This is a genomic window from Shewanella cutis (assembly GCF_022410515.1).
GTDB classification, from domain to species: domain Bacteria; phylum Pseudomonadota; class Gammaproteobacteria; order Enterobacterales; family Shewanellaceae; genus Shewanella; species Shewanella cutis.
The window spans coordinates 57,874-80,747 of the sequence record NZ_JACSDI010000010.1 but is presented as its reverse complement, the minus strand read 5'-3'; the positions used below and the strand labels follow the sequence as shown (position 1 = coordinate 80,747).

Here is a 22,874-nt window from a genome sequence, read left to right as displayed (position 1 = left end):
GGCTATCCCGTAAAATGGCTGTCCTGCTACGCAAGGCGGCTAAGACTCCTGTACTGTCTTAACCTCGCGAGCATTACTCTTTTTACTTAATCACCATGTGGCCCTACGTGTGGGTCACCACTGGACAAGGATATTTCATGCCTGTAATTACTCTTCCTGATGGTAGCAAACGCGAGTTTGCACATCCCGTATCGACTCTCGATGTTGCCGCTGATATTGGCCCTGGTCTTGCCAAAGCCTGTATTGCGGGGCGCGTGAATGGCGAATTAAAAGACGCTTGCGATCTTATCGAAACCGATGCCGAACTTTCTATTATTACCGCTAAAGACGAAGAAGGTATTGAAATCCTTCGCCATTCTTGCGCGCATTTATTAGGCCATGCAATCAAGCAATTATGGCCACAAACCAAGATGGCGATCGGTCCTGTGATCGATAACGGCTTCTATTACGATATCGATCTTGAGCACAAACTGACTCAAGATGATATCGAAGCCCTTGAAAAACGCATGCTTGAACTGGCAAAAACCAATTATGACGTGGTTAAACGCGTTGTGAGCTGGCAAGAAGCCCGTGATACCTTCGCCGCACGTGGTGAAGAGTATAAAATTGCGATTCTGGATGAAAACATCAGCAAAGATGCGACCCCTGCGCTGTATCACCACGAAGAATACACTGACATGTGCCGTGGTCCGCACGTGCCTAACATGCGTTTCTGCCAGCATTTTAAGCTGATGAGTATTGCTGGTGCCTATTGGCGCGGTAACTCCGAAAATAAAATGCTACAACGCATTTACGGTACAGCTTGGGCGGATAAAAAAGCCCTGAGCACCTATTTAGCTCGCCTCGAAGAAGCCGCTAAACGTGACCACCGTAAGATTGGTAAACAGCTTGATCTTTACCATATGCAAGAAGAAGCACCGGGCATGGTGTTCTGGCATAATGATGGCTGGAGTATCTTCCTTGAATTAGAAAGATTTATCCGCCGTAAACTCAATCAATACACTTACCAAGAAGTAAAAGGTCCGTTAATGATGGACCGTGTGCTGTGGGAACGTTCAGGTCACTGGGATAAATACTCAGAAGCCATGTTCACCACCAGCAGTGAAAACCGCGAATATGCAATTAAACCCATGAACTGTCCAGGCCATGTGCAGATCTTCAACCAAGGGTTGAAATCTTACCGTGATCTGCCATTGCGTATGGCTGAGTTTGGTTGCTGTCACCGTAATGAACCTTCAGGTTCACTACACGGTTTAATGCGCGTACGTGGTTTTACGCAAGATGACGCCCATATTTTCTGTACTGAAGATCAAGTTCAAGCCGAAGTCAGCTCTTGTATCCAAATGGTATACGACACTTACTCCACCTTTGGTTTTGAAAACATTGTGGTAAAACTGTCAACTCGTCCAGAAAAACGTATCGGTGACGATGCAATGTGGGACAGAGCTGAAGAAGCACTCAAGCAAGCTTTACGTGCCAACAATATCGAATTCACCATTTTACCGGGTGAGGGCGCATTCTACGGTCCTAAGATTGAGTTTACACTCCATGATTGCTTAGACCGTGCATGGCAGTGCGGAACTGTTCAGCTTGATTACGCCTTACCAAGCCGTTTAGGGGCAACTTATGTGGCGGAAGATAACAGCCGTCAAACACCTGTGATGATCCATCGTGCAATTTTAGGTTCGTTGGAGCGTTTCTTAGGTATTCTAATTGAAGAATATGCTGGTCGGTTCCCAACATGGTTAGCGCCAATGCAAGTTGTCGTGATGAATATCACCGACAAACAGGCTGATTATGTTGAAGAAGTGGTCAAATTCTTCAAAGAACAAGGTATTCGTGCCTCATTTGACTTGAGGAATGAGAAAATAGGCTTTAAAATACGCGAACACACCTTAAGGCGTGTTCCTTATTTATTGGTCGTTGGTGACCAAGAGATGGAAAATAAGGAAGTCGCGGTGCGTACTCGTGATGGAGTCGATTTAGGTAAGATGCGAATCGAAGATTTCGCCGCTAAAATCCATCAACAGATTTCGCTCCGTAGTCTCAAATTGTTGGAGGAATAGGTCATAAAGATCAAGAAGACAGCAGGGCGTCAGCTGGCCCCTAATAGAATCAATGAAGAAATCACAGGTGTACCTGAAGTACGCTTAACCGGCATTGATGGTGAAGCTATTGGTGTGGTGAGCATCAGAGATGCTCAGAATTTGGCAGATGAAGCGGGTGTAGACCTAGTTGAAATTAGTCCAAATGCTGAACCTCCAGTATGTCGCATTATGGACTACGGTAAGTTCCTGTTTGATAAGGCTAAGTCAGCCAAGGAACAAAAGAAGAAGCAAAAGCAGGTTCAGGTTAAGGAAATTAAATTCCGTCCTGGAACTGACGAAAACGACTATCAGGTAAAACTACGCAACCTGATACGTTTTCTGGAAGACGGGGACAAAGCGAAAATTACGCTGCGTTTCCGAGGTCGCGAAATGGCCCACCAAAATCTTGGTATGGATCTGTTGAACCGTATCAAGACTGATTTGGATGAGTATGCGGTTGTTGAATCTTTCCCTAAAATGGAAGGTCGACAAGCCATCATGGTGCTAGCGCCTAAAAAGAAATAAGTAGGGCAACCTATAAAAGTAGCGAAGGCTATATGCCTTCGCTCGCCTTGCTTTTTATTTAATATCCCAATGCGGAGTTTTAGTAATGCCTAAAATGAAAACCGACAGAGGTGTAGCGAAGCGTTTTAAGAAAACCGCCAATGGTTTCAAGCGTAAGCAAGCCCATTTACGTCACATTCTGACCAAAAAGAGCACTAAGCGTAAGCGTCACTTACGTAACAAGTGTTTAGTTGCCAAAGTTGACGTTCCAGCAATCGCGCGTCAATTACCATACGCTTAATTTAGGAGATTAGAAAATGCCAAGAGTTAAGCGTGGTGTAACCGCACGTGCTCGTCACAAGAAAGTTTTAAAATTAGCTAAAGGTTATTATGGCGCTCGTAGCCGTACTTACCGTGTTGCTGTTCAAGCAGTAACTAAAGCTGGTCAATATGCTTACCGTGACCGTCGTCAGAAAAAACGTCAATTCCGCCAATTGTGGATTGCACGTATTAATGCTGCAGCTCGTCAAAATGGTCTGTCTTACAGCCGTTTCATCAACGGTCTGAAAAAGGCGTCTATCGAAATCGATCGTAAGATTTTGGCTGACATCGCTGTATTTGACAAAGTTGTATTCGCAACTTTAGTTGAAAAAGCAAAAGAAGCGTTAAACTAAGAAATTAGTTTGTCGCACTTAAGAAGGGACCGCTTGGTCCCTTTTTTTGTTGCTGATTGATAGGAATTTATTTCAGTTGAAGCCACAAAATGCAGATAAAAAATAGCAGGCTTAGGTGGTTAACCCGCGCCTGCTCTTTTTATTTGAGTCAACTCATGATCTAGATAAGACTTAGCTCAGATTATTTCTTTGCGTCTAGGTAACGCTCGGCATCTAATGCTGCCATACAACCCGTACCCGCAGAGGTAATCGCTTGACGGTAATGTTGGTCCATAACGTCACCTGCGGCAAACACACCTTCGATGCTGGTTTGGGTCGCGTTACCTTGAAGGCCGCTTTGCACCTTCAGATAACCATTGTTCATCTCTAATTGGCCTTCGAAAATCCCAGTATTTGGGCTGTGGCCAATGGCGACGAACACACCAGCAACGGCCAGATCTGTGATAGCACCATCTTTGGTGCTCTTCATTTTCAGGCCCGTTACACCCATAGCATCTCCAACCACTTCTTCCATGGTTTGGTCAAGGTGCAGGATAATGTTGCCGTTAGCCACTTTATCCATTAAACGGTCGATAAGGATTTTCTCTGAGCGGAAGGTGTCACGGCGGTGAATTAAGTGCACTTCCGCGGCAATGTTACTCAAATAAAGTGCTTCTTCAACGGCTGTGTTACCGCCACCAATGACTGCAACTTTCTGATTGCGATAGAAGAAACCATCACAGGTCGCACAGGCCGATACGCCGCGTCCTTTGAATGCTTCTTCAGACTCAAGCCCTAGATAACGGGCAGAGGCGCCAGTGGCAATGATCAGCGCATCACAGGTGTATTCGCCGTTATCGCCTTTTAAGCGAAAAGGGCGCTCAGTCAGTGTGACTTCATTGATATGGTCGAAAAGGATTTCAGTATCAAACTTTTCAGCATGCTTTTGCATACGTTCCATTAATGCTGGACCAGTTAAATCTTCTGCATCACCTGGCCAGTTTTCAACTTCAGTCGTGGTGGTTAATTGCCCGCCTTGCTGCATACCAGTGATCATCACTGGCTTTAAGTTTGCGCGCGCAGCATAAACTGCGGCTGTGTATCCTGCGGGACCTGAACCTAAAATCAATAGGTTACTGTGTCTGACTTGGCTCATTTTTCTCTCCGTGCCTTTAGCAAATTGCATGGATTGTAGGGAATTTACCTGTAGGGGTAAAGCGCTGTTTAGTGATTCTTTAAGATTGTGCTAATCGAATCCTAAGGCAAATTGTCAGCCTGAGTTTACTAAGGCTCTGCCTTATACCAATCACATTAAATATCCAATCAGTTCAGAACCTCGCAGGCATTTCAATCCAAGGCGCATTGACGCAGAAATGGTCATTCCCTTTTAAGTCAATGCAACACCGGAGTGGGATGTCTGTGTGGCTCCCAAAGGGCGGCTGATGTTCACGCATGGCAACGTGCTTTATACTGTGTTTAAGGTTTTCGACAGAGCACCACCATGCCTTCTAGCCTTCGCCTTGTCTAACGTTGAATTCCCGCTGAATGAACAAATATTTAATACGATTGGTATTAAACCCTGCACGGGTGAAGATATTTGTGAACGGCATAAAAAATCGGCCTCAACAGAGTGAGGCCGAACAAAGCAGAGTAGGTCGCGTGGACCTAGGCTCTCATATGATTAGGCTAATAAACTTGTTGGCGCTGTGTACTCAAGATTTAAAGCCTGCGCCACTTCTTTACAAACCAGTTTGCCATGCATTACGTTCAAACCGTTTAGTAAGTGCTTGTCTTGTAAAAGAGCGGCTTTGTAACCTAAGTTAGCTAACTTGAGGATGTAAGGCAGAGTTGCGTTATTCAGTGCGAAAGTTGAAGTGCGGGCAACAGCACCTGGCATGTTCGCCACACAGTAGTGCACTACATCATCAACGATGTAGGTTGGGTCTTGGTGAGTTGTTGCATGTGAGGTTTCCACACAACCACCTTGGTCGATAGCGACGTCAACAATAGCACTACCTGGCTTCATACGTGAAATCATGCTACGAGTGACCAGCTTAGGAGCCGCAGCACCAGGAATTAATACGCCACCAATCACAAGGTCAGCTTCTAACACATGGCGCTCAATCGCATCGGCAGTTGAGTATACGGCTTTCACCGCTGAACCAAATTGCATGTTTAAGCGACGCAGTGCATCGATGCTACGGTCAAGTACAACTACATCAGCGCCCATGCCCACAGCCATTTGTGCAGCATTGGTACCGACCATACCACCGCCGATGATCACAACTTTTGCAGGTTCTACACCAGGTACACCACCTAATAACATGCCACGACCACCGGAAGATTTTTCCAGCGCCATCGCACCCGCCTGGATTGACATACGGCCAGCCACTTCTGACATCGGGGCAAGTAGAGGCAGTCCACCACGGTCATCGGTTACTGTTTCGTAAGCGATGCACACTGCACCACTTTTGATTAAATCTTCAGTTTGTGGTAAATCTGGCGCTAAATGCAGATAAGTAAATAAAATCTGGTCATGACGCAGCATCGCGCGTTCAACTGCTTGAGGCTCTTTTACCTTTACGATCATCTCTGCTTTAGCAAAGACTTCAGCAGCAGTTGCTAATATTTTAGCGCCAGCATCAACATAATCCTGATCGGTAAAACCAATTCCCGTGCCGGCATTCGTTTCAACAAACACTTCATGACCCTTAATAGTCAATTCGCGAACGCTTGAAGGAACCATACCGACACGATATTCGTGGTTTTTAATTTCCTTTGGTACACCAATAATCATTTTTGAGCCTCAATTACCTGTAAAACCCACTTTTAATGGGCATAATTGTTATTTTATCGTGACCTGAACGTGATTAATTCAGGGATATCTAGTATAGTATCGGCGACGCAGTTTATGCTGCTGAACTTTTGACATACGTAGAATAAAATGTTGTTTTAGTGATAAAGCAAGGTTAAATAAATGGCATATAATAAAAAGAGTCCTGTAAAAGACTTGGATCGCATCGATCGCAACATTCTTAATGAATTACAAATTGATGGACGCATTTCAAATGTGGAACTGTCTAAAAGAGTTGGATTAAGTCCAACTCCGTGTTTAGAAAGAGTGAAACGACTCGAAAAGCAAGGATATATCAATGGCTATACGGCTTTGGTTAATCCTCATTTCTTGGGTGCATCCCTACTGGTATTCGTGGAAATCACTCTAAGCCGTGATACCCCCGAAGTATTTGATAAGTTTAATCGCGCTGTGCAACTGTTGGATGATATTCAAGAATGTCATCTGGTTTCTGGTGACTTTGACTACTTATTGAAAACACGTGTTTCTGATATGTCGGCTTATCGCCGCTTATTGGGCGAAACGCTACTGAAATTACCTTCCGTTTCTGATACCCGTACATACGTGGTGATGGAAGAAGTTAAACATACGAGTCGTGTTGCGATAAACCACCTGTTATCTGATATTTAATACCCTGAACGTTTGTAATAAGGGGCCTAGGCCCCTTATTTATTCCAGTGTCAGCCCTTTCGAACAATATTACTAATCTTGCTTAGCCCTTAGGTTTCCCGCTTAGGGGCATATTTTTATCGAGAATTTATTTTCAATAACGAGCATAATTGGTTGCGCAATAACCAGTTGCAATCTTAAAGTTTAAGTTTGATGAACTGGGAGTGCTTTTTTGTCTTATGCCAGTAAATCTTAGGAGAAAAACCACCTAAGATGCTCCACATTTAGTGGGATTCTGGTATCGTTAGCCCACCTGTTTTCATTTTTATGGATTAAGTCGTTTGTCTCAAGGAAATAGTGTACGCACGCTCTCAGGCCTGCAGCGTCTGCTCGAAGGTGGACTCATCATTTGCTGTGTTCTAGCCGCTTATATTTTGCTCGCCTTAACCAGTTTCAGCCCTTCAGATCCGGGTTGGAGTCAGTCTCATTTTCAAGGCGATATCAAGAACTGGACAGGGGCAGTTGGTGCTTGGATAGCCGATATTCTACTGTACTTTTTTGGCGTGACGGCTTACATCATGCCGATCATTGTCGCTTCAACGGGTTGGTTGCTCTTTAAACGCGCCCATGATCTATTAGAAATTGACTACTTTTCCGTCGCATTGCGCATCATTGGTTTTTTGCTACTCATTCTCGGTTTTTCAGCATTAGCGAGCATGAATGCCAATAATATTTATGAGTTTTCCGCAGGCGGCGTTGCAGGGGATGTCATTGGCCAAGCCATGCTGCCGTATTTTAATAAGCTCGGCACGACCTTGTTGCTACTGTGCTTTTTAGGCTCGGGCTTTACGCTATTGACGGGGATCAGCTGGTTGACAGTGGTCGAGAAGGTCGGTTTTGTCTCTATTTGGTGCTTTAGACAGCTAAAACGTCTGCCGCAGGCGTTTAAACGTGAACATGAAACTGAAGATACTCGCGGCTTTATGTCTGTAGTTGATAAATTTAAGGAACGTCGTGATTCACAGCATGTGCTTGATAAAGCTAAAGCACGTCAGCCTGTTGAGACACCAAGCCGTGTGTTGCATACTCGCGCCATACCAGAAGAGAGCCACGAAGAGTTCATTACTGAAGCCAGCAGTGGTAAGGGGAAGTTATCTTCCCTGGTTAAAATTCTGAGCTTTAATAGCAATAAAGCAAAGGATGAACCTAAAAACCAACAACGTGTTGAGCCACAACTGGATCAAGCCAGTGCCGTTGCTGAATATGGTCATTTTGAAGCACCGCCTTGGGTGGCTAAGTCTCACGATGCTGAATTGGACGATGTTGATACTGGTTTGAATGCCGAATTTTTCGAAGATGATGATGGGGATGAACCCGTATTTCATCGCGAAACCATGATTGATGAAGACGATGATACCTTAAGTTTCAATGATGACGATGTTATTGATTTTGATATTAAAGTGTCAGCTGGCGCAGTGACTCAAGCGCAGCGTCAAAAGCAGACTCCTAAGGCTAAGATAGTCGATGGCATTGTGGTATTGCCCGGCCAAGAAGATAAACCTGTGCCGACTAAGCCTATGGATCCTTTGCCAAGCGTTAGTTTGCTCGATGTGCCTGATCGCAAAAAGAACCCGATTAGTCCTGAAGAATTAGAACAAGTTGCGCGTTTGGTTGAAGCTAAACTTGCCGACTTTAATATCGTGGCCACTGTGGTGGGTGTTTATCCAGGCCCAGTGATCACCCGTTTTGAACTCGAACTGGCACCAGGTATTAAAGCCTCTAAGATTTCAAATCTTGCTAATGATTTAGCACGTTCTCTTCTCGCTGAGCGAGTGCGGGTGGTAGAGGTGATCCCTGGAAAATCCTATGTGGGTCTTGAACTGCCCAATAAGTTTCGCGAAACAGTGTATATGCGTGATGTGCTCGATTGTGAAGCCTTTAGTCAGAGCAAATCGAATCTAACCATGGTGCTTGGTCAAGATATCTCTGGTGAACCAGTGGTGGTTGACTTAGGTAAAATGCCGCACTTATTGGTTGCCGGTACAACAGGCTCGGGTAAATCGGTCGGCGTTAACGTGATGATCACCAGCTTGCTGTATAAGTCAGGCCCTGAAGATGTTCGCTTCATTATGATTGACCCGAAAATGCTTGAACTTTCGGTATATGAGGGCATTCCGCATTTACTCTGTGAAGTGGTCACTGATATGAAGGAAGCGGCCAATGCGCTACGCTGGTGTGTGGGTGAGATGGAGCGGCGTTATAAATTAATGTCTATGATGGGCGTGCGTAATATCAAGGGATATAACGCAAAAATTGCTGAAGCGAAAGCGAATGGCGAAGTGATTTATGATCCTATGTGGAAGTCTTCAGATAGCATGGAACCAGAGGCGCCAGCGCTAGATAAGTTGCCTTCTATCGTTGTTGTCGTTGACGAATTTGCCGACATGATGATGATTGTTGGTAAGAAAGTAGAAGAACTGATCGCTCGTATTGCCCAAAAAGCCCGTGCAGCAGGTATCCATTTAATTCTTGCGACCCAGCGTCCATCGGTGGATGTGATCACAGGTTTAATCAAAGCCAACATCCCCACACGGATGGCATTCCAAGTGTCTTCACGTATCGATTCTCGTACTATTTTGGATCAGCAAGGTGCAGAAACTTTACTCGGTATGGGGGATATGTTGTATCTACCACCTGGGACTGCGGTACCAAACCGTGTCCATGGTGCTTTTATTGATGACCATGAAGTTCACCGTGTTGTCGCTGACTGGTGTGCCCGTGGCAAGCCGCAATATATTGATGAGATCCTCAATGGCGTCAGTGAGGGAGAACAAGTGCTGTTACCGGGTGAAACTGCAGAATCCGATGAAGATTATGATCCGCTTTATGATGAGGCAGTCGCATTTGTCACTGAAACTCGCCGCGGCTCCATCTCCAGCGTGCAACGTAAGTTTAAGATTGGTTATAACCGCGCCGCGCGTATCATCGAGCAGATGGAAATGCAGGGCGTGGTTTCGGCTCAGGGCCATAACGGCAATCGCGAAGTGTTAGCACCTCCGGCGCCAAAACATTATTAATGTTAAGCTAAATATCAGTTTGAACTCGCCATAAAGCGGCGAGTTCGGCTTTTAGTCTAAAGGATAAATATGAAAAAACTGTTATGTGCTGTGCTGTTATCGCCCTTGTTATACAGCAATGCAGTGTTGGCTGATGATGCCAAGCAATTACGAGAGACCTTAACGGGTACAGAATCTCTCAAGGCGGATTTTAAGCAAACCGTTACCGATGTGAATAAAAAAGTCATTCAAAGCGGTGCGGGCGTATTTGCACTGGCTCACCCTAATCAGTTTTATTGGCATTTAACCGCGCCAGATGAGTCAAAAATTGTCGCTGACGGTAAAGATTTATGGATCTACAACCCCTTTGCCGAAGAAGTGGTGATCATGGATTTTGCCGAGGCTATTAATGCATCGCCCATTGCCTTATTAGTTCACCGTGATGATGCTACTTGGTCACAGTACGCGGTGACAAAAAAACAAGATTGTTATGAGATCAAACCTAAGGCGACTGACGGCGGTATTTCTGCGGTCAATGTATGTTTTAACAAAGGCACGCTGAATAAATTTAATGTGCTTGACGATAAAGGAAATCTTAGCCAGTTTGACTTAAGCAACCAACACAGCATTAGCACTGGGGATAAAGCGCTGTTCAAGTTTGTGCTACCGGATAACGTTGATGTTGATGATCAACGTATTAAAACCCAATAGGTTTGAGCGTGAGCAGTTTATCGTTTAATTTTGCTCCTGACTTTCGTCCCTTGGCTGCGCGTATGCGGCCAAGAACGATAGCTGAATATATAGGTCAAGCTCATTTGTTGGGAGAAGGCCAACCACTACGCCAAGCATTAGAAGCGGGCCGAGCCCATTCGATGATGTTATGGGGGCCACCTGGCACAGGCAAAACCACGCTAGCTGAGCTTATCGCCCATTATTCCAATGCCCATGTCGAACGCATCTCGGCGGTCACCTCGGGTGTTAAAGATATCCGTGGTGCCATTGAGCAAGCGCAAGCTATTGCTCAATCCCGTGGCCAACGCACCTTGTTATTTGTTGATGAAGTGCATCGCTTTAATAAGAGTCAGCAAGACGCTTTTTTGCCGTTTATTGAAGACGGTACAGTGATTTTTATTGGGGCGACCACTGAAAACCCTTCATTTGAAATTAATAACGCCTTACTGTCTCGGGCGCGAGTCTATCTTATCAAGCGCTTAAGCCAAGATGAGATTGTTCATATCATTACTCAAGCATTAGCCGATACTGAGCGAGGGCTCGGGCAGCGCGCACTGAATATGCCAACTGATGTGCTCAATAAGCTGGCGCAGTTATGTGACGGCGATGCGCGCAAGGCGCTTAATTTACTCGAGTTAATGAGCGATATGGTGACCGACGGCGGCACTTTTACCACTGATATGCTGGTACAGGTTGCAGGTCATCAAGTGGCAGGTTTCGATAAAAATGGCGATCAGTTTTACGATTTAATTTCGGCGGTACACAAATCGATTCGTGGCTCATCGCCCGACGCTGCACTCTACTGGTTTTGCCGCATTTTAGAAGGTGGCGGCGATCCCTTGTATGTTGCCAGACGATTATTAGCCATCGCCTCGGAAGATGTGGGCAATGCCGATCCTAATGCCATGACAGTTGCGCTCAATGCCTGGGATTGTTTCCACCGAGTCGGACCAACCGAAGGTGAGCGGGCGATTGCCCAAGCGATTGTGTATTTAGCCAGTGCGCCCAAGAGTAATGCCGTGTATACCGCTTTTAATGCGGCGAGGGCACTTGCCCGTGAAACCGGCCAAGAGGCTGTGCCATATCATCTGCGTAATGCGCCAACAAAACTCATGGCTGAAATGGGCTTTGGCGCCGAATATCGCTATGCCCACGATGAGCCCAATGCCTATGCCTGTGGTGAGAATTATTTCCCCGAATCCTTAAAAGAGTCGCAATTTTATTTCCCAACTGAACGGGGATTTGAAAAACGAATAAAGGATAAATTGGTGCAATTAGCACAGTTAGATCAAGCCAGTGAGAGAAAAAGATATGAATAATCTCTTACTTGTGGCCTTGGGTGGTTCCATTGGTGCGGTTTTTCGCTATCTTATTTCAATATTCATGATCCAAGTATTTGGCAGCAGTTTTCCTTTTGGTACACTGTTGGTTAATGTCCTCGGTTCATTTTTAATGGGCGTCATTTACGCACTGGGACAATTGAGTCATATCAGCCCAGAATTCAAAGCATTGATTGGCGTTGGCCTGTTAGGTGCTTTGACAACGTTTTCAACCTTCTCAAACGAAACTTTATTGCTGATGCAAGATGGAGATTGGTTGAAGGCGGCTTTGAATGTGGTGTTGAACCTAAGTCTATGTTTGTTTATGGTTTACTTAGGCCAACAACTGGTTTTTTCTCGCATTTAACTATTAAGAATATATCACATGTTAGATCCTAAATTTTTGCGCAACGAATTAGCCGTGACCGCTGAGCGATTAGCTACCCGTGGTTTTATTTTAGATGTCGCTCATCTCACCCAATTAGAAGAAAAACGTAAGTCACTGCAAGTGGCGACGGAAGAGTTACAAGCTTCGCGTAATGCTATTTCCAAGTCCATCGGACAAGCAAAAGCCCGCGGCGAAGATGTGGATGCCATCATGGCGCAGGTTGGCGATTTAGGGGCGCAACTCGATGCGAAAAAAGTCGAGCTTGCCGCAGTACTTGAAGAAGTTAACGCGATTGCCATGTCAATGCCAAATCTACCGGATGAGTCTGTGCCTGTCGGTGCTGACGAGACAGAAAACGTCGAAATCCGTCGTTGGGGTACACCACGCAGCTTCGATTTTCCAGTTAAAGATCATATCGACTTAGGTGAAGGCCTAAACGGTTTAGATTTTAAGAGCGCGGTTAAAATCACGGGATCTCGTTTTATCGTCATGAAAGGCCAAATCGCCCGGTTAAACCGCGCATTAGGTCAGTTCATGTTAGATCTGCATACCACCGAACATGGTTATACTGAAGCTTATGTGCCATTACTCGTTAATGAGGCTAGCTTATTAGGCACAGGTCAATTACCCAAGTTTGGTGAAGATCTTTTCCACACGAAACCTGCAACCGAAGAAGGCCAAGGCTTAAGCCTTATCCCTACCGCAGAAGTGCCTTTAACTAACTTAGTCCGTGACACCATTGTCGATGAAGATGAATTACCGATTAAGTTAACCGCGCATACAGCGTGTTTCCGCAGCGAAGCGGGTTCATACGGTAAAGATACCCGTGGTCTTATCCGTCAGCACCAATTCGATAAAGTGGAATTAGTACAGCTAGTTAAGCCTGAAGACTCAATGGCGGCGCTCGAGGCACTGACCGGTCATGCTGAAACAGTACTGCAACGCTTAGGTTTACCTTATCGCACAGTCGTGCTTTGCACTGGTGACATGGGCTTTGGCTCAAGCAAGACCTACGATATTGAAGTGTGGTTACCAGGTCAAAACACTTACCGCGAGATCTCTTCATGCTCAAATATGAAGGACTTCCAAGCTCGTCGTATGCAAGGGCGTTACCGTGTGAAGGCCGATAACAAGCCAGCATTATTGCACACCTTAAATGGCTCAGGCCTCGCAGTGGGGCGTACTTTAGTTGCCATTTTAGAAAATTATCAAAATGCCGATGGTAGCGTGACTGTTCCTGAGGCGCTACGTCCTTATATGGGCGGATTAACTCAGATCGGTTAATTGGCATAACACAACACTATGGATAAAGGTCAACGTTATCTTCGTTGGCTTTCCTACACTGCAATTATTGCCGTATTTTGCGCGGTGATGTTGGCGACCCTAGGTAAAGCCGTCTGGGTTGTGTTAGAAAATGTGAATTAGCACGACTCAAATTATAAGACTTATATGAGTAGGGATATCTGTACTAGATATCCCTTCTTTTTATCGTTTAATACGTGATTACTTTGAATACTGATACGTTGAATCTGCCTTCCATGTCCTAAAGCGGAGCTCTGTGCCCTCGGGTAAGTAAAACACTTTTGGTAATCGGCTGTCATAACGCAGTGTTAATTCATCAGGAATTTGCACAAATGCTTCTTTTTTGGCTAATTCAAAACAGGCCATCATAGTGCTTGGCCCCTCAGATATTTCATCTACTTGATAGTAGTTATAACCCCAGCCCTCAACAGTTAGCTCTTTAAGCTGTCCATTCAGCCCATGCTTATTGCAATCGACGAGCTGGGTTTGACCTATTTGGATCTCGACCATATAGTCGGCTTCATTCTCAAGTTTAGGTAATGTCAAAATGTGCTGAACCATGCCTTTTTTAGGGGCTGGAAACATTTTAACTGTTTCCACAGGGGCATAATTATTGGCGTTCATGCTAGATACACTAATCATAGGGGCATCAAGTCCTGTAGGGGGAGGCGGGCTGACTGCGCTGGCATTAAAAGACAGCAGAGTGAAGGCAAGAGGTACTGCAGCTAGATGACACAGTTGAGGTAATTTCATTCATATCTCCTAAAGACTTAAAAAAGGGGCTGCTTGGATATGGAACAACCATTCTTTGCATTCCTGTTCCTATAAACGGCCCGTAGGATAGAAAGGGTTATTTGTTTTTTAAAATATTTTAGAACACGATTAATTGTCATTAATGCCTGATCTAATAGGAAAATACTTACACTTAACGCTATGGTTAGCGATTTTACTTAAGTTATCTCATCAAAATCTAACCATATCAGTGGCAAATTTAACCCTACATTCTTTGGCGGCAACATAGGAAATTTAATACATAAGTCCAAGCTAGGTAACCTATGTATGCTACTTCTCCGTCATTTAAATTGGAGCACATAACAAAACGACTTGGGCAAATGTTTAGTATTCAGCTTTTAGTTATATCAGTAAATGCTCTATAACCTTCAATGTATACATAACATCATAGGCTTATTGGATAGTATCAGATTAGCATTGTGTGATCTTGTTCAAGAAGTATTCAGAGTTTTGGCGTAATACGGAAAAAGGTACTACGTTTAGTTGCAGGGAAAAGTTTCTACCGTAACAGAGTAATAGAAATATAAATAAAAGAGACAGTTAAAATGACAAGCATGGAGCGCAATATCTTTTCAACCACTACTTTGACTTTCGTAGTTGGAGCCGCAGTGTTCTGCTGGTTAATTTGGCTCTCACTCTGGTGGCTAGCATGTTTATCATTACTCTCATCATTAGGTTTTGCTTGGGTACTTCGGTCGCAAATCAACAAATCTACTCACCTTTATCAATCTCGCCAACTCGCCTACGAAAACGAAAAGCGCCGCCATGTTGATCAACAAGTCGCCAAACTTGAAGCCATTATTTCGCGGCTAGTGCCAGTTTGGCAGGGACATATTGTATCGGTTGACCAACAAATGAATCAAAGTGTAGCTAACATGACAGAGCGATTTGGTTCAATTATCAGGGAGATAGAAAAAGTTACCAGCAATTCAAGCGGGATCTCTGATCAACTCCACTCTCCAGGGATAGAAGATGATAAGGCATTACTTTCAGCATTATTTAATGATCTTAATCGGATGAATAGCGCCAAGCTGCACCACTTAGAGCAGTTAACTGCATTAGTTAATGATACTAAAGCGCTTGATGGCCTTGCCGTAGAAGTGAGAAAGATCGCCCAACAAACCAATTTGTTAGCTTTAAATGCGGCAATTGAAGCGGCAAGAGCGGGAGAATCGGGTCGAGGCTTTGCCGTAGTGGCTGATGAAGTTAGAACATTGTCAGCCCAATCTGGGCAGACTGGCGAGCGGATTACTCAGCAAATTACAGCATTAAACCAACGTATGACAGAGCTCTATCAGCTAACCGATGCAGCAACATTGCAGGAAAGTCAGGCTCTTGAAGGCGGCGAATCTATTCTGATCCGAGTCATTGAACACCTCGAAAATCGTACTATACAAATAAAAGATGAAGGTGTTCAAGCACTTGAGCTTGGTAGGCAAGTTAAAAGGGAAATTGAGCAAATTTTGGTGGATTTTCAATTTCAAGATCGATGTGACCAAATGCTAAGACAGCTTGTTGCCAGTATTGATGAACTGACTGAATTGATCCGAGTTCAACAGCAGGCAAGGGAAGCTGGTTTACCGATCCCTGAAGGTGATGTGGATTCCTTGCTCGCCATGATGAAGCAAAGGTATGTCGCGACTGAGCAGCATGTTCACCATGGGACTAAAAATGATAGCCATTATCAACATGCTGAGAAAAGCTCAATTAACTTCTTTTAGTTCACGTTTGTAAGACAAGGATGGCCGCTGAGATGAAAAAAATACTAGTAGTTGATGATTCCGCCTCGATCAGACATGTCGTGAGTATTGCACTTCGAGGAGCTGGCTATGAGGTTATTGATGCCTGCGATGGTAAAGATGCGCTCAGCAAACTTAATGGCGATAAAATTAATCTCATTATCAGTGACGTGAACATGCCAAATATGGATGGTATTAGTTTTCTCAAGGAAGTGAAAAAACATCCTCGTTATAAATTTACTCCAGTCATTATGCTCACTACCGAGGCTGGGCGGGACAAAATGGAAGAAGGGCGAATGGCGGGCGCAAAGGCGTGGGTTGTAAAACCCTTTCAGCCCCCCCAAATGCTCGATGCGGTGGCTAAACTCTGTTTACCGTAAAGGGATTTGTGTATGCCAATCAATATTGTGCTCAAAGATCAATCTATTAAGGTTAACTTAACCGAAGAGTTAACTATCTACAGTGTTATGGAATTTCGTGATGCATTAGTCGGTCATCTGCAACCAGGTGTAGATATTAGTGTTGATCTTTCCCAAGTGACAGAGGTAGATACCGCCGGACTTCAGTGGTTACTCGCACTTAAAGGATTGAATGTAGTACAGCGGGTCGAGTTTTGTCACCACAGCAAAGCGGTTATAGACGCCCTTGAGCTCTCAGGCTTGTCTGGCACATTTGACGATACCATAGTGATATCCTCGGAGGCCCGCGTATGACTGCCAGTGATGTACAAAAACTGTTTATGACTGAAGCGGAAGAATTGCTGACAGAAATGGAAGACGCATTGCTGTCATTAGAGGCCGATTCAGAAAATATAGAGTTAATAAATCAACTTTTTAGAGCTATGCATACGATTAAAGGTGCCGCGGGTATTTTTAATTACAGCGCCATCGTTGATTTTACTCACCCAATCGAAACGTCAATTGATAAGGTGCGTAAAAATGAGTTGAAGATTGATTGTGCACTTATTGCACTGTTGCTTAAGTGCAAGGATCACACATGGGCATTAGTGAATGCGGCAGTGGAAGATGATGAGGCAGCCCTAAATACCTTGAGCATTCAAAGTCAGTTAATTTTGACCGAATTAGGTCGACATGAAAATATAGAATCTTGTTTCCCCCAGACCATCGCAGCAGAGCCGATTACCCCTGAACGCATTGAAGGGCATTATCTCGATACTGGGCATTGGTTAATCTCACTGGATTTTAGAGCCGACACTCTACGTAATGGATTAGATCCATTAAGTTTTATTCGTTATTTACATCAATTAGGCCAAGTGCTTGAGGTCATTTGCTTAAGCCACAAGTTACCGTCTTTTGAAGCGTGTGATTTTGAAAGCTGTTTTTTACGCTATCGGATTATATTTGCCGGAAATTGCACAAAAGAACAAATCGAGTCTGTGTTTGAGTTTGCCCAAGATGATTGCGATATTCAGATTTTGCCCTCTCAGAAAATCTCTGAGTCATTTCAAGCCTTGATAGAACAGCTCAATCCATCAGAAAATCAACGACTAGGTGAAATCCTGTTGTCTATTGGGGCTATCACGGAAAAAGAATTAGCAAAATCGCTCCATTTACAGTCTGACAACGCGGATGACAGTACGACTAAAAAACTGGGTGAAGTATTAATTGCCAACCAACTAGTCGATAAACCTGTGGTCGAACAAGCCCTTAAAAAACAAACTCAAGCTAGAGAGCAGGCACAAACTATCCGAGTTGATTCTAATCGTCTCGGTCAGCTAATTAATTTGGTTGGGGAGTTAGTGACAGCGAGTGCAGCAATGAAGGTCATGGTTGATCGGTATCATTTTCTCGATGCTAATGATCTAGTGGGTTGCGTTGAACATCTTGTTCAAGAAATTAGAGAAAACGCTCTGCAATTACGCATGGTGCAGATTGGAGAAACGTTCTCGCGTTTTCGTCGAGTGGTGCGGGATGTCAGTAATGAACTGGGTAAACAAATTGAATTAACCATTCAGGGCGGAGAGTCTGAACTCGATAAAATTGTTGTCGAAAAGATTAATGATCCCTTAACCCACCTTGTTCGCAATGCCCTAGATCACGGTATTGAACAGCCCCAAGAGCGTATCAACGCTGGTAAATCCGCCGTTGGCCATTTGATGTTAAATGCCTTTCATGATTCTGGGCATATTGTCATTGAAGTTACAGATGATGGAGCGGGACTTAACCCTGAACGGATCCGCAAAAAAGCAGAGTTATTAGGGTTAGTCGATGTAAACCAAGTGCTTAGTCATGCTGAGATTTTAAGGCTTGCTTTTGAACCAGGCCTTAGCACGAAAGAAAAAGCGAGCAATCTGTCGGGTCGCGGTGTTGGCATGGATGTCGTTAAACGTAATATTGAAGCGCTACGCGGTTCAGTGGAGCTGGATAGCGAGTTGGGTAAAGGTACAAAAATCACAATCACATTGCCATTAACCCTCGCCATTATCGATGGCTTTATGGTTGGAGCTGCGAACGAAAACTATGTGATCCCGCTGAATATGGTTGAAGAGTGCGTCGAGCTCAATCAGGGTGAATGGCATGAGCAACAGAAGAATTACATTAGTCTGCGCGGAGAACTGATGCCTTTTATACGCCTTAAAAGTTTTTTTAATATCCCTAATGCAAACCAATACAACCACAGGGAAAGCCTTGTGGTAGTTCGTTTTGGCCGAACCAAAGCTGGGATTGTCGTAGACAAATTATTTGGTGAGCAGCAAACCGTGATCAAACCCCTAGGAAAGATGTTTCAACATCTTAAGGGCTTAAGCGGTGCCACCATTTTAGGTACTGGTGATATTGCCTTAATCCTTGATGTACAGGGATTAATTACAGAAGTAAGTATTAGCGCCAAAAAATATCATCATGTGGCACTGATTGATGAATAGCTTATGTTGAAAAGGAATATTGACTATGTTTAAAAAACTGACGCTCAGCATGCAGATTTCTGGCGGTTATGCATTGGTGTTATTGCTATTGATCGTGATTTCATTGGCCGCCTATTTCGGGTTGATGAAAGCCATTAATGGCTTTAACGATTACCGCGATTTGGCTCGCGACTCTAATATGGTCGGTAGGGTTCAAGCAAATATGCTAACGATTCAAATCCAAGCCTATGATTATATTTTCCAAAAGAATGAATCGGCCTACAAAGTATTTAATGAACGTAATGTTATCGTTAATGACATTATTCAAAAGGCGATGACAGATATCAATGAGCCTGAATTGAGTCAGCAACTTTCAGATATTCGTAAAGATATTGTCGATTACAACAGTCATTTTGAGTCGGTAGTGAAGTTGATTAAATCTCGAAATGATGAAGTGACTAACGTGCTAGTGCCTAAAGGAGCTGAAATTGTAAAACTGATTTCTGACGCCATGCATCAATCCTTTAATAAAGGGCAAATTGAGGTGGCTTACCGAGCGGGTTCAGTACTCGAGTTAGTGCTGAGCGCTCGGTTAGCGGCATCAAAATTTCTTGAGACAAATTTAGATGCGGATTTACAGCAAGCGTTGATGGCGATTGATTTAGCGAAGGGGGAGCGGCTTTCTGCATTAAAAGCTGCGGCAACCGATCTCGATACACAATCAAAATTAGTCCAATTTACAAGCAGCATTGACAATTATGCTTCCTCGTTAAAGTCGGTTTATAACACGATTAACGAACGAAACGACATTGTCAAAAATCAACTGGATCGCATCGGTCTTGACGTGTCTCACCAAACAGAAGATATCAAATTAAGCATCCAAAAAAAACAAGACGCCCTTGGTCCTTTAGTTAAAGTTCAAAATGAACAGACTCTCACCACCGTCATTAGTGTCTCAATCGCTGCTATTTTTATCGGTATTTTCTTAGCCTGGTTTTTAGTGAAGTTAATTAAAAAGCCATTAGGAGGTGAGCCACGTGATATGGAAACAATCGCTCGTTCAATTGCCAACGGAGATTTAACGATAGAGTTAAAACAACGTGAACACGCAACCGGTGTTTATAAGGCAATGATAGATATGATAGATAGCCTTACCTCTGTGATTGCTCAAGTTCGAAGTGGAGCTGATAATTTGTCTAGTGCTTCGTCACAGGTTAGTAGTACCGCCCAAAGTCTAAGTCAAGGGGCAACTGAGCAGGCCGCCAGCGTTGAAGAGACAACAAGTGCTGTTGAGGAATTAAATGCGTCAGTGCAGCAGAATTCTGAAAATGCGAGAGTAACCAACAATATGGCGACGGTTGCAGCAGAAGAAGCAAGACAAGGTGGAATTGCGGTAGAGCAAACCGTGGCGGCAATGAAGCAAATCGCCGCTAAAATTAGCTTGATTGAGGATATTGCCTATAAAACCAATCTATTAAGCCTCAATGCTGCTATTGAGGCAGCCCGTGCTGGTGAACATGGCAAAGGCTTTACGGTTGTTGCTTCTGAAGTCAGAAAACTTGCTGAAAACAGCAGTTTAACTGCTCAAGAAATTAATAAACTTGCTAGTGATAGTGTAGGTATAGCTGAAAATGCTGGCCGTCTAATCGCGAATATTGTACCAAATATCCAAAAAACATCTGATTTAGTTCAGGAAATAAGTTCTTCCTCTGAGGAGCAGGCAATAGGGATCAGCCAGATTAATGACTCCATGCTGCAACTGGATAAAGCCACGCAGCAGAATGCATCTGCATCTGAGGAGCTTGCCGCAACATCAGAAGAACTTAATGGACAAGCTAATCAACTGCTTGATGCTGTGGAGTTTTTTAAACTTGCCATCAGTAGTGAAAGAACTCATCAAGGCAAATCAACGCCAATGGCAGCTTCTGGACGTAAAATGGCTAAGGCCAAACAGCATGTTGAACGTGCCGATTTCGAACGATTCTGATAGAGGACATATCATGAATCAATTAGTCAATGTGGGGCTGACAAATTCCGTGGGGGATATTACCCAATATCTCACCTTTCAATCAGCAAACGACACCTTTGCAATAGGCATCTTAGATGTAAAAGAGATTATTGAAATTGAGGGCATTACAAGGGTGCCCATGATGCCTGAATTTTTGTGCGGTATCATTAATTTACGGGGCAAGGTGGTTCCTGTGATTGATTTGTCAAAAAGGCTAGGGCGTCTGAGTACGGTTATTTCAAAAAAAAGTTGTATTGTTTTGGTTGAAATCAGTCACGAGGATGAGCAGCAAACCATTGGTATGTTAGTCGATGAAGTAAATGAGATTCTTGAAATTGATGATGAGCATACTCAGCCTCCACCGGATTTTGGCGCCGATCTACGAGTTGATTTTATTCGCGCGATGGGGCGTGTAGGTGAACATTTTATGATATTGCTTGATATTAATTATGTGCTGTCGGTGGCTGACATCAGTGCAATTAGCCAACTTAATTTTAGAACTGCTGAAGCTAATGATGAAGTACTATGAAGTCATCGTTGTTGCCACTTGAACATGCCGCTTTAACGCAAAGAGATTTTGAGCTCATTAGACAATTTTTATATGAGGAAGCCGGCATATTCTTGAGTGACATAAAAAAGTCATTAGTGGCCAGTCGATTATGTCGACGGCTAAAAGAAACGGGCTATGAAAGTTACGGAGATTATTTTGAGTTTGTCAAAAATCACTCAGAGCATAGTGAGTATCATCATTTTATTGATGCCCTGACGACTAATGAAACCTTTTTTTTTCGTGAAATAGAGCATTTTGAATTTGTAAAAAATCTGATAAAAGCACATCCGCAAAAAAAAAGCTGGCAGGCATGGTCGGCAGCTTGCTCATCGGGAGAAGAAGCTTACAGTTTGGCCATGTTATTGGCGGATCATTTAGGTATCGATGGCCAGTGGCAGGTGCAAGGTTCAGATATCAGTCAGCGGGTGCTAGCTAAGGCTGAAATGGCACATTATCCCCTTGAACGTAATGACGGCATTGGCTTTGAGAGATTACAAAAATATTGCCTAAAGGGAATTGGCAAACAAAGTGGCACGTTTTTAATTGATGAAACATTAAAGGCTAAAGTGGCCTTTTTTGCGATGAATCTGACTCAATCCTGTGAAAGTGTAGGTATGTGTGACTTAATCTTTATTCGTAATGTGATGATTTATTTTGACACTGCGTCAAAACAACGAGTCATAAACCATGTGCTTAAGCAGTTGAAAGTCGGCGGTTATCTGTTTATTTCACATACCGAATCCTTGATGCACGTAAAACATGGATTAAAACAGATTAAACCTTCAATTTATCAAAGGATTTGATGTGGAAAACATGGCCTTTAACCAAAGAACGGTTGTCATGATTGGCCCTGGTGAGCATTATGTGACCGCAAAAAATGAGGTCATCAAAACGCTATTGGGCTCATGTGTCGCCGTTTGTTTATATGATGCTAAGGCTCAAGTCATAGGGATGAATCACTTTTTATTAGCTGTCGATCGTCGCAAACTTACGCATTTTTTGGATTCACGCGCAGGTTACTATGGCGTACACGCTATGGAGATCTTAATCAATGCCATGTTGAAGCGTGGAGCACAACGGCGATATTTGCAGAGTAAAATATTTGGAGGCGCGAATGTGTTGTCCTTGTGTGCAGACAATATTCTTAATCACTATGATATTGGCGGGATGAATATAGATTTTGTCAGACAGTTTTTGCAGCGCGAACGCATCCCCATAATCAGTGAAGATATAGGTGGCCATTGTGGTCGAGTTATTTATTTTGATCCCACGGATTATTCAGTTTATCGCAGTTTAATCGAGCACGAATATGAAGAAATTGCTTCGCTTCAGGATGAAGAATACCGATATTTTAATCAAGCGAGTGAGGATATCCATTCTTCTGGGGTCCCAGTCGTTATTTGGTCAGATTAGCTATC

Annotated in this window: 22 protein-coding genes; 19 read left to right on the top strand and 3 right to left on the bottom strand. The window is 43.8% G+C overall.

Annotated features, from left to right (window positions below; genetic code table 11):
- The first annotated feature begins 137 nt into the window (after window positions 1–137).
- The 4 genes from thrS to rplT all read left to right on the top strand — a co-directional run bounded on the left by thrS (window position 138) and on the right by rplT (window position 3,265).
- A complete protein-coding gene (thrS, locus tag H9J30_RS13925; RefSeq protein WP_011072301.1) occupies window positions 138–2,066 on the top strand; it encodes a threonine--tRNA ligase in 1,929 nt (642 codons plus the stop codon).
- A 3-nt stretch (window positions 2,067–2,069) separates the two neighbouring features.
- Entirely contained in the window at window positions 2,070–2,612 is a 543-nt protein-coding gene (gene infC, locus H9J30_RS13920; protein WP_011072302.1) for a translation initiation factor IF-3, read from the top strand.
- A gap of 85 nt (window positions 2,613–2,697) precedes the next feature.
- Window positions 2,698–2,892: a 50S ribosomal protein L35 gene (rpmI, locus tag H9J30_RS13915; RefSeq protein ID WP_011072303.1), complete on the top strand. Its 195-nt coding sequence runs from the start codon at window positions 2,698–2,700 to the stop codon at window positions 2,890–2,892.
- A 16-nt stretch (window positions 2,893–2,908) separates the two neighbouring features.
- The gene (gene rplT / locus H9J30_RS13910; protein WP_006081652.1) at window positions 2,909–3,265 is read left to right on the top strand and encodes a 50S ribosomal protein L20; all 357 of its coding nucleotides are present in this window, start codon (window positions 2,909–2,911) and stop codon (window positions 3,263–3,265) included.
- A gap of 181 nt (window positions 3,266–3,446) precedes the next feature.
- On the opposite strand, the gene trxB is transcribed toward rplT, so the two are convergent.
- Window positions 3,447–4,400: a thioredoxin-disulfide reductase gene (trxB, locus tag H9J30_RS13905; protein ID WP_011717030.1), complete on the bottom strand. Its 954-nt coding sequence runs from the start codon at window positions 4,398–4,400 to the stop codon at window positions 3,447–3,449.
- Window positions 4,401–4,925: 525 nt separating this feature from the next.
- Window positions 4,926–6,041, bottom strand: coding sequence for an alanine dehydrogenase (gene ald / locus H9J30_RS13900; RefSeq protein WP_240131541.1), 1,116 nt, complete (start codon window positions 6,039–6,041; stop codon window positions 4,926–4,928).
- A 180-nt stretch (window positions 6,042–6,221) separates the two neighbouring features.
- On the opposite strand from ald, the gene lrp reads away from it, so the two are divergent.
- The 7 genes from lrp (at window position 6,222) to H9J30_RS21645 (ending at window position 13,627) form a co-directional block, all read left to right on the top strand.
- Window positions 6,222–6,728, top strand: a complete 507-nt coding sequence (gene lrp / locus H9J30_RS13895; protein WP_007647640.1) for a leucine-responsive transcriptional regulator Lrp — start codon at window positions 6,222–6,224, stop codon at window positions 6,726–6,728.
- A gap of 320 nt (window positions 6,729–7,048) precedes the next feature.
- Window positions 7,049–9,784, top strand: a complete 2,736-nt coding sequence (locus H9J30_RS13890) for a DNA translocase FtsK (RefSeq protein WP_240131540.1) — start codon at window positions 7,049–7,051, stop codon at window positions 9,782–9,784.
- Between the two features lie 69 nt (window positions 9,785–9,853).
- Entirely contained in the window at window positions 9,854–10,474 is a 621-nt protein-coding gene (gene lolA, locus H9J30_RS13885) for an outer membrane lipoprotein periplasmic chaperone LolA (protein WP_240131539.1), read from the top strand.
- An 8-nt stretch (window positions 10,475–10,482) separates the two neighbouring features.
- Window positions 10,483–11,814: a replication-associated recombination protein A gene (locus tag H9J30_RS13880; protein ID WP_240131538.1), complete on the top strand. Its 1,332-nt coding sequence runs from the start codon at window positions 10,483–10,485 to the stop codon at window positions 11,812–11,814.
- Window positions 11,807–12,181 carry a fluoride efflux transporter CrcB gene (gene crcB / locus H9J30_RS13875; protein WP_240131592.1) on the top strand — a complete coding sequence of 125 codons (375 nt, stop codon included), beginning with the start codon at window positions 11,807–11,809 and terminating at the stop codon, window positions 12,179–12,181. The genes H9J30_RS13880 and crcB overlap by 8 nt, the downstream gene beginning before the upstream one ends.
- Before the next feature lie 18 nt (window positions 12,182–12,199).
- Complete coding sequence (serS, locus tag H9J30_RS13870; RefSeq protein WP_240131537.1) at window positions 12,200–13,486, top strand: serine--tRNA ligase; 1,287 nt, start codon at window positions 12,200–12,202, stop codon at window positions 13,484–13,486.
- Between the two features lie 18 nt (window positions 13,487–13,504).
- Entirely contained in the window at window positions 13,505–13,627 is a 123-nt protein-coding gene (locus H9J30_RS21645; RefSeq protein WP_011072311.1) for a hypothetical protein, read from the top strand.
- 78 nt (window positions 13,628–13,705) lie between these two features.
- Here the strand turns inward: H9J30_RS21645 and eco are convergent, their stop codons facing one another.
- Window positions 13,706–14,257 (bottom strand): serine protease inhibitor ecotin, encoded by a 552-nt coding sequence (gene eco, locus H9J30_RS13865; RefSeq protein ID WP_240131536.1) that lies wholly within the window; start codon window positions 14,255–14,257, stop codon window positions 13,706–13,708.
- A 647-nt stretch (window positions 14,258–14,904) separates the two neighbouring features.
- On the opposite strand from eco, the gene H9J30_RS21700 reads away from it, so the two are divergent.
- Genes H9J30_RS21700 through H9J30_RS13825 form a run of 8 tightly spaced genes read left to right on the top strand, consistent with a single transcriptional unit; the run spans window position 14,905 to window position 22,869 of the window.
- Window positions 14,905–16,017: a methyl-accepting chemotaxis protein gene (locus H9J30_RS21700; protein ID WP_427915917.1), complete on the top strand. Its 1,113-nt coding sequence runs from the start codon at window positions 14,905–14,907 to the stop codon at window positions 16,015–16,017.
- Window positions 16,018–16,049: 32 nt separating this feature from the next.
- Complete coding sequence (locus H9J30_RS13855; RefSeq protein WP_011072313.1) at window positions 16,050–16,415, top strand: response regulator; 366 nt, start codon at window positions 16,050–16,052, stop codon at window positions 16,413–16,415.
- Window positions 16,416–16,427: 12 nt separating this feature from the next.
- Entirely contained in the window at window positions 16,428–16,748 is a 321-nt protein-coding gene (locus H9J30_RS13850; protein WP_240131535.1) for an STAS domain-containing protein, read from the top strand.
- Window positions 16,745–18,919 (top strand): chemotaxis protein CheA, encoded by a 2,175-nt coding sequence (locus H9J30_RS13845; RefSeq protein ID WP_240131534.1) that lies wholly within the window; start codon window positions 16,745–16,747, stop codon window positions 18,917–18,919. Before H9J30_RS13850 ends, H9J30_RS13845 begins: the two co-directional genes overlap by 4 nt.
- A 25-nt stretch (window positions 18,920–18,944) precedes the next feature.
- Window positions 18,945–20,885 carry a methyl-accepting chemotaxis protein gene (locus H9J30_RS13840; RefSeq protein ID WP_240131533.1) on the top strand — a complete coding sequence of 647 codons (1,941 nt, stop codon included), beginning with the start codon at window positions 18,945–18,947 and terminating at the stop codon, window positions 20,883–20,885.
- A gap of 13 nt (window positions 20,886–20,898) precedes the next feature.
- A complete protein-coding gene (locus tag H9J30_RS13835; RefSeq protein ID WP_240131532.1) occupies window positions 20,899–21,435 on the top strand; it encodes a chemotaxis protein CheW in 537 nt (178 codons plus the stop codon).
- Complete coding sequence (locus H9J30_RS13830) at window positions 21,432–22,259, top strand: CheR family methyltransferase (protein ID WP_240131531.1); 828 nt, start codon at window positions 21,432–21,434, stop codon at window positions 22,257–22,259. The genes H9J30_RS13835 and H9J30_RS13830 overlap by 4 nt, the downstream gene beginning before the upstream one ends.
- A gap of 10 nt (window positions 22,260–22,269) precedes the next feature.
- Window positions 22,270–22,869 (top strand): chemotaxis protein CheD, encoded by a 600-nt coding sequence (locus H9J30_RS13825; RefSeq protein ID WP_240131591.1) that lies wholly within the window; start codon window positions 22,270–22,272, stop codon window positions 22,867–22,869.
- Window positions 22,870–22,874: the final 5 nt, after the last annotated feature.

Coding starts and splice junctions, on each gene's coding strand:
- thrS (WP_011072301.1), top strand. CDS start 138: ATGCCTGTAATTACTCTTCCTGATGGTAGCAAACGCGAGTTTGCACAT.
- rpmI (WP_011072303.1), top strand. CDS start 2,698: ATGCCTAAAATGAAAACCGACAGAGGTGTAGCGAAGCGTTTTAAGAAA.
- rplT (WP_006081652.1), top strand. CDS start 2,909: ATGCCAAGAGTTAAGCGTGGTGTAACCGCACGTGCTCGTCACAAGAAA.
- trxB (WP_011717030.1), bottom strand. CDS start 4,400: ATGAGCCAAGTCAGACACAGTAACCTATTGATTTTAGGTTCAGGTCCC.
- ald (WP_240131541.1), bottom strand. CDS start 6,041: ATGATTATTGGTGTACCAAAGGAAATTAAAAACCACGAATATCGTGTC.
- lrp (WP_007647640.1), top strand. CDS start 6,222: ATGGCATATAATAAAAAGAGTCCTGTAAAAGACTTGGATCGCATCGAT.
- lolA (WP_240131539.1), top strand. CDS start 9,854: ATGAAAAAACTGTTATGTGCTGTGCTGTTATCGCCCTTGTTATACAGC.
- crcB (WP_240131592.1), top strand. CDS start 11,807: ATGAATAATCTCTTACTTGTGGCCTTGGGTGGTTCCATTGGTGCGGTT.
- serS (WP_240131537.1), top strand. CDS start 12,200: ATGTTAGATCCTAAATTTTTGCGCAACGAATTAGCCGTGACCGCTGAG.
- H9J30_RS21645 (WP_011072311.1), top strand. CDS start 13,505: ATGGATAAAGGTCAACGTTATCTTCGTTGGCTTTCCTACACTGCAATT.
- eco (WP_240131536.1), bottom strand. CDS start 14,257: ATGAAATTACCTCAACTGTGTCATCTAGCTGCAGTACCTCTTGCCTTC.
- H9J30_RS13855 (WP_011072313.1), top strand. CDS start 16,050: ATGAAAAAAATACTAGTAGTTGATGATTCCGCCTCGATCAGACATGTC.
- H9J30_RS13850 (WP_240131535.1), top strand. CDS start 16,428: ATGCCAATCAATATTGTGCTCAAAGATCAATCTATTAAGGTTAACTTA.
- H9J30_RS13845 (WP_240131534.1), top strand. CDS start 16,745: ATGACTGCCAGTGATGTACAAAAACTGTTTATGACTGAAGCGGAAGAA.
- H9J30_RS13840 (WP_240131533.1), top strand. CDS start 18,945: ATGTTTAAAAAACTGACGCTCAGCATGCAGATTTCTGGCGGTTATGCA.
- H9J30_RS13835 (WP_240131532.1), top strand. CDS start 20,899: ATGAATCAATTAGTCAATGTGGGGCTGACAAATTCCGTGGGGGATATT.
- H9J30_RS13830 (WP_240131531.1), top strand. CDS start 21,432: ATGAAGTCATCGTTGTTGCCACTTGAACATGCCGCTTTAACGCAAAGA.
- H9J30_RS13825 (WP_240131591.1), top strand. CDS start 22,270: ATGGCCTTTAACCAAAGAACGGTTGTCATGATTGGCCCTGGTGAGCAT.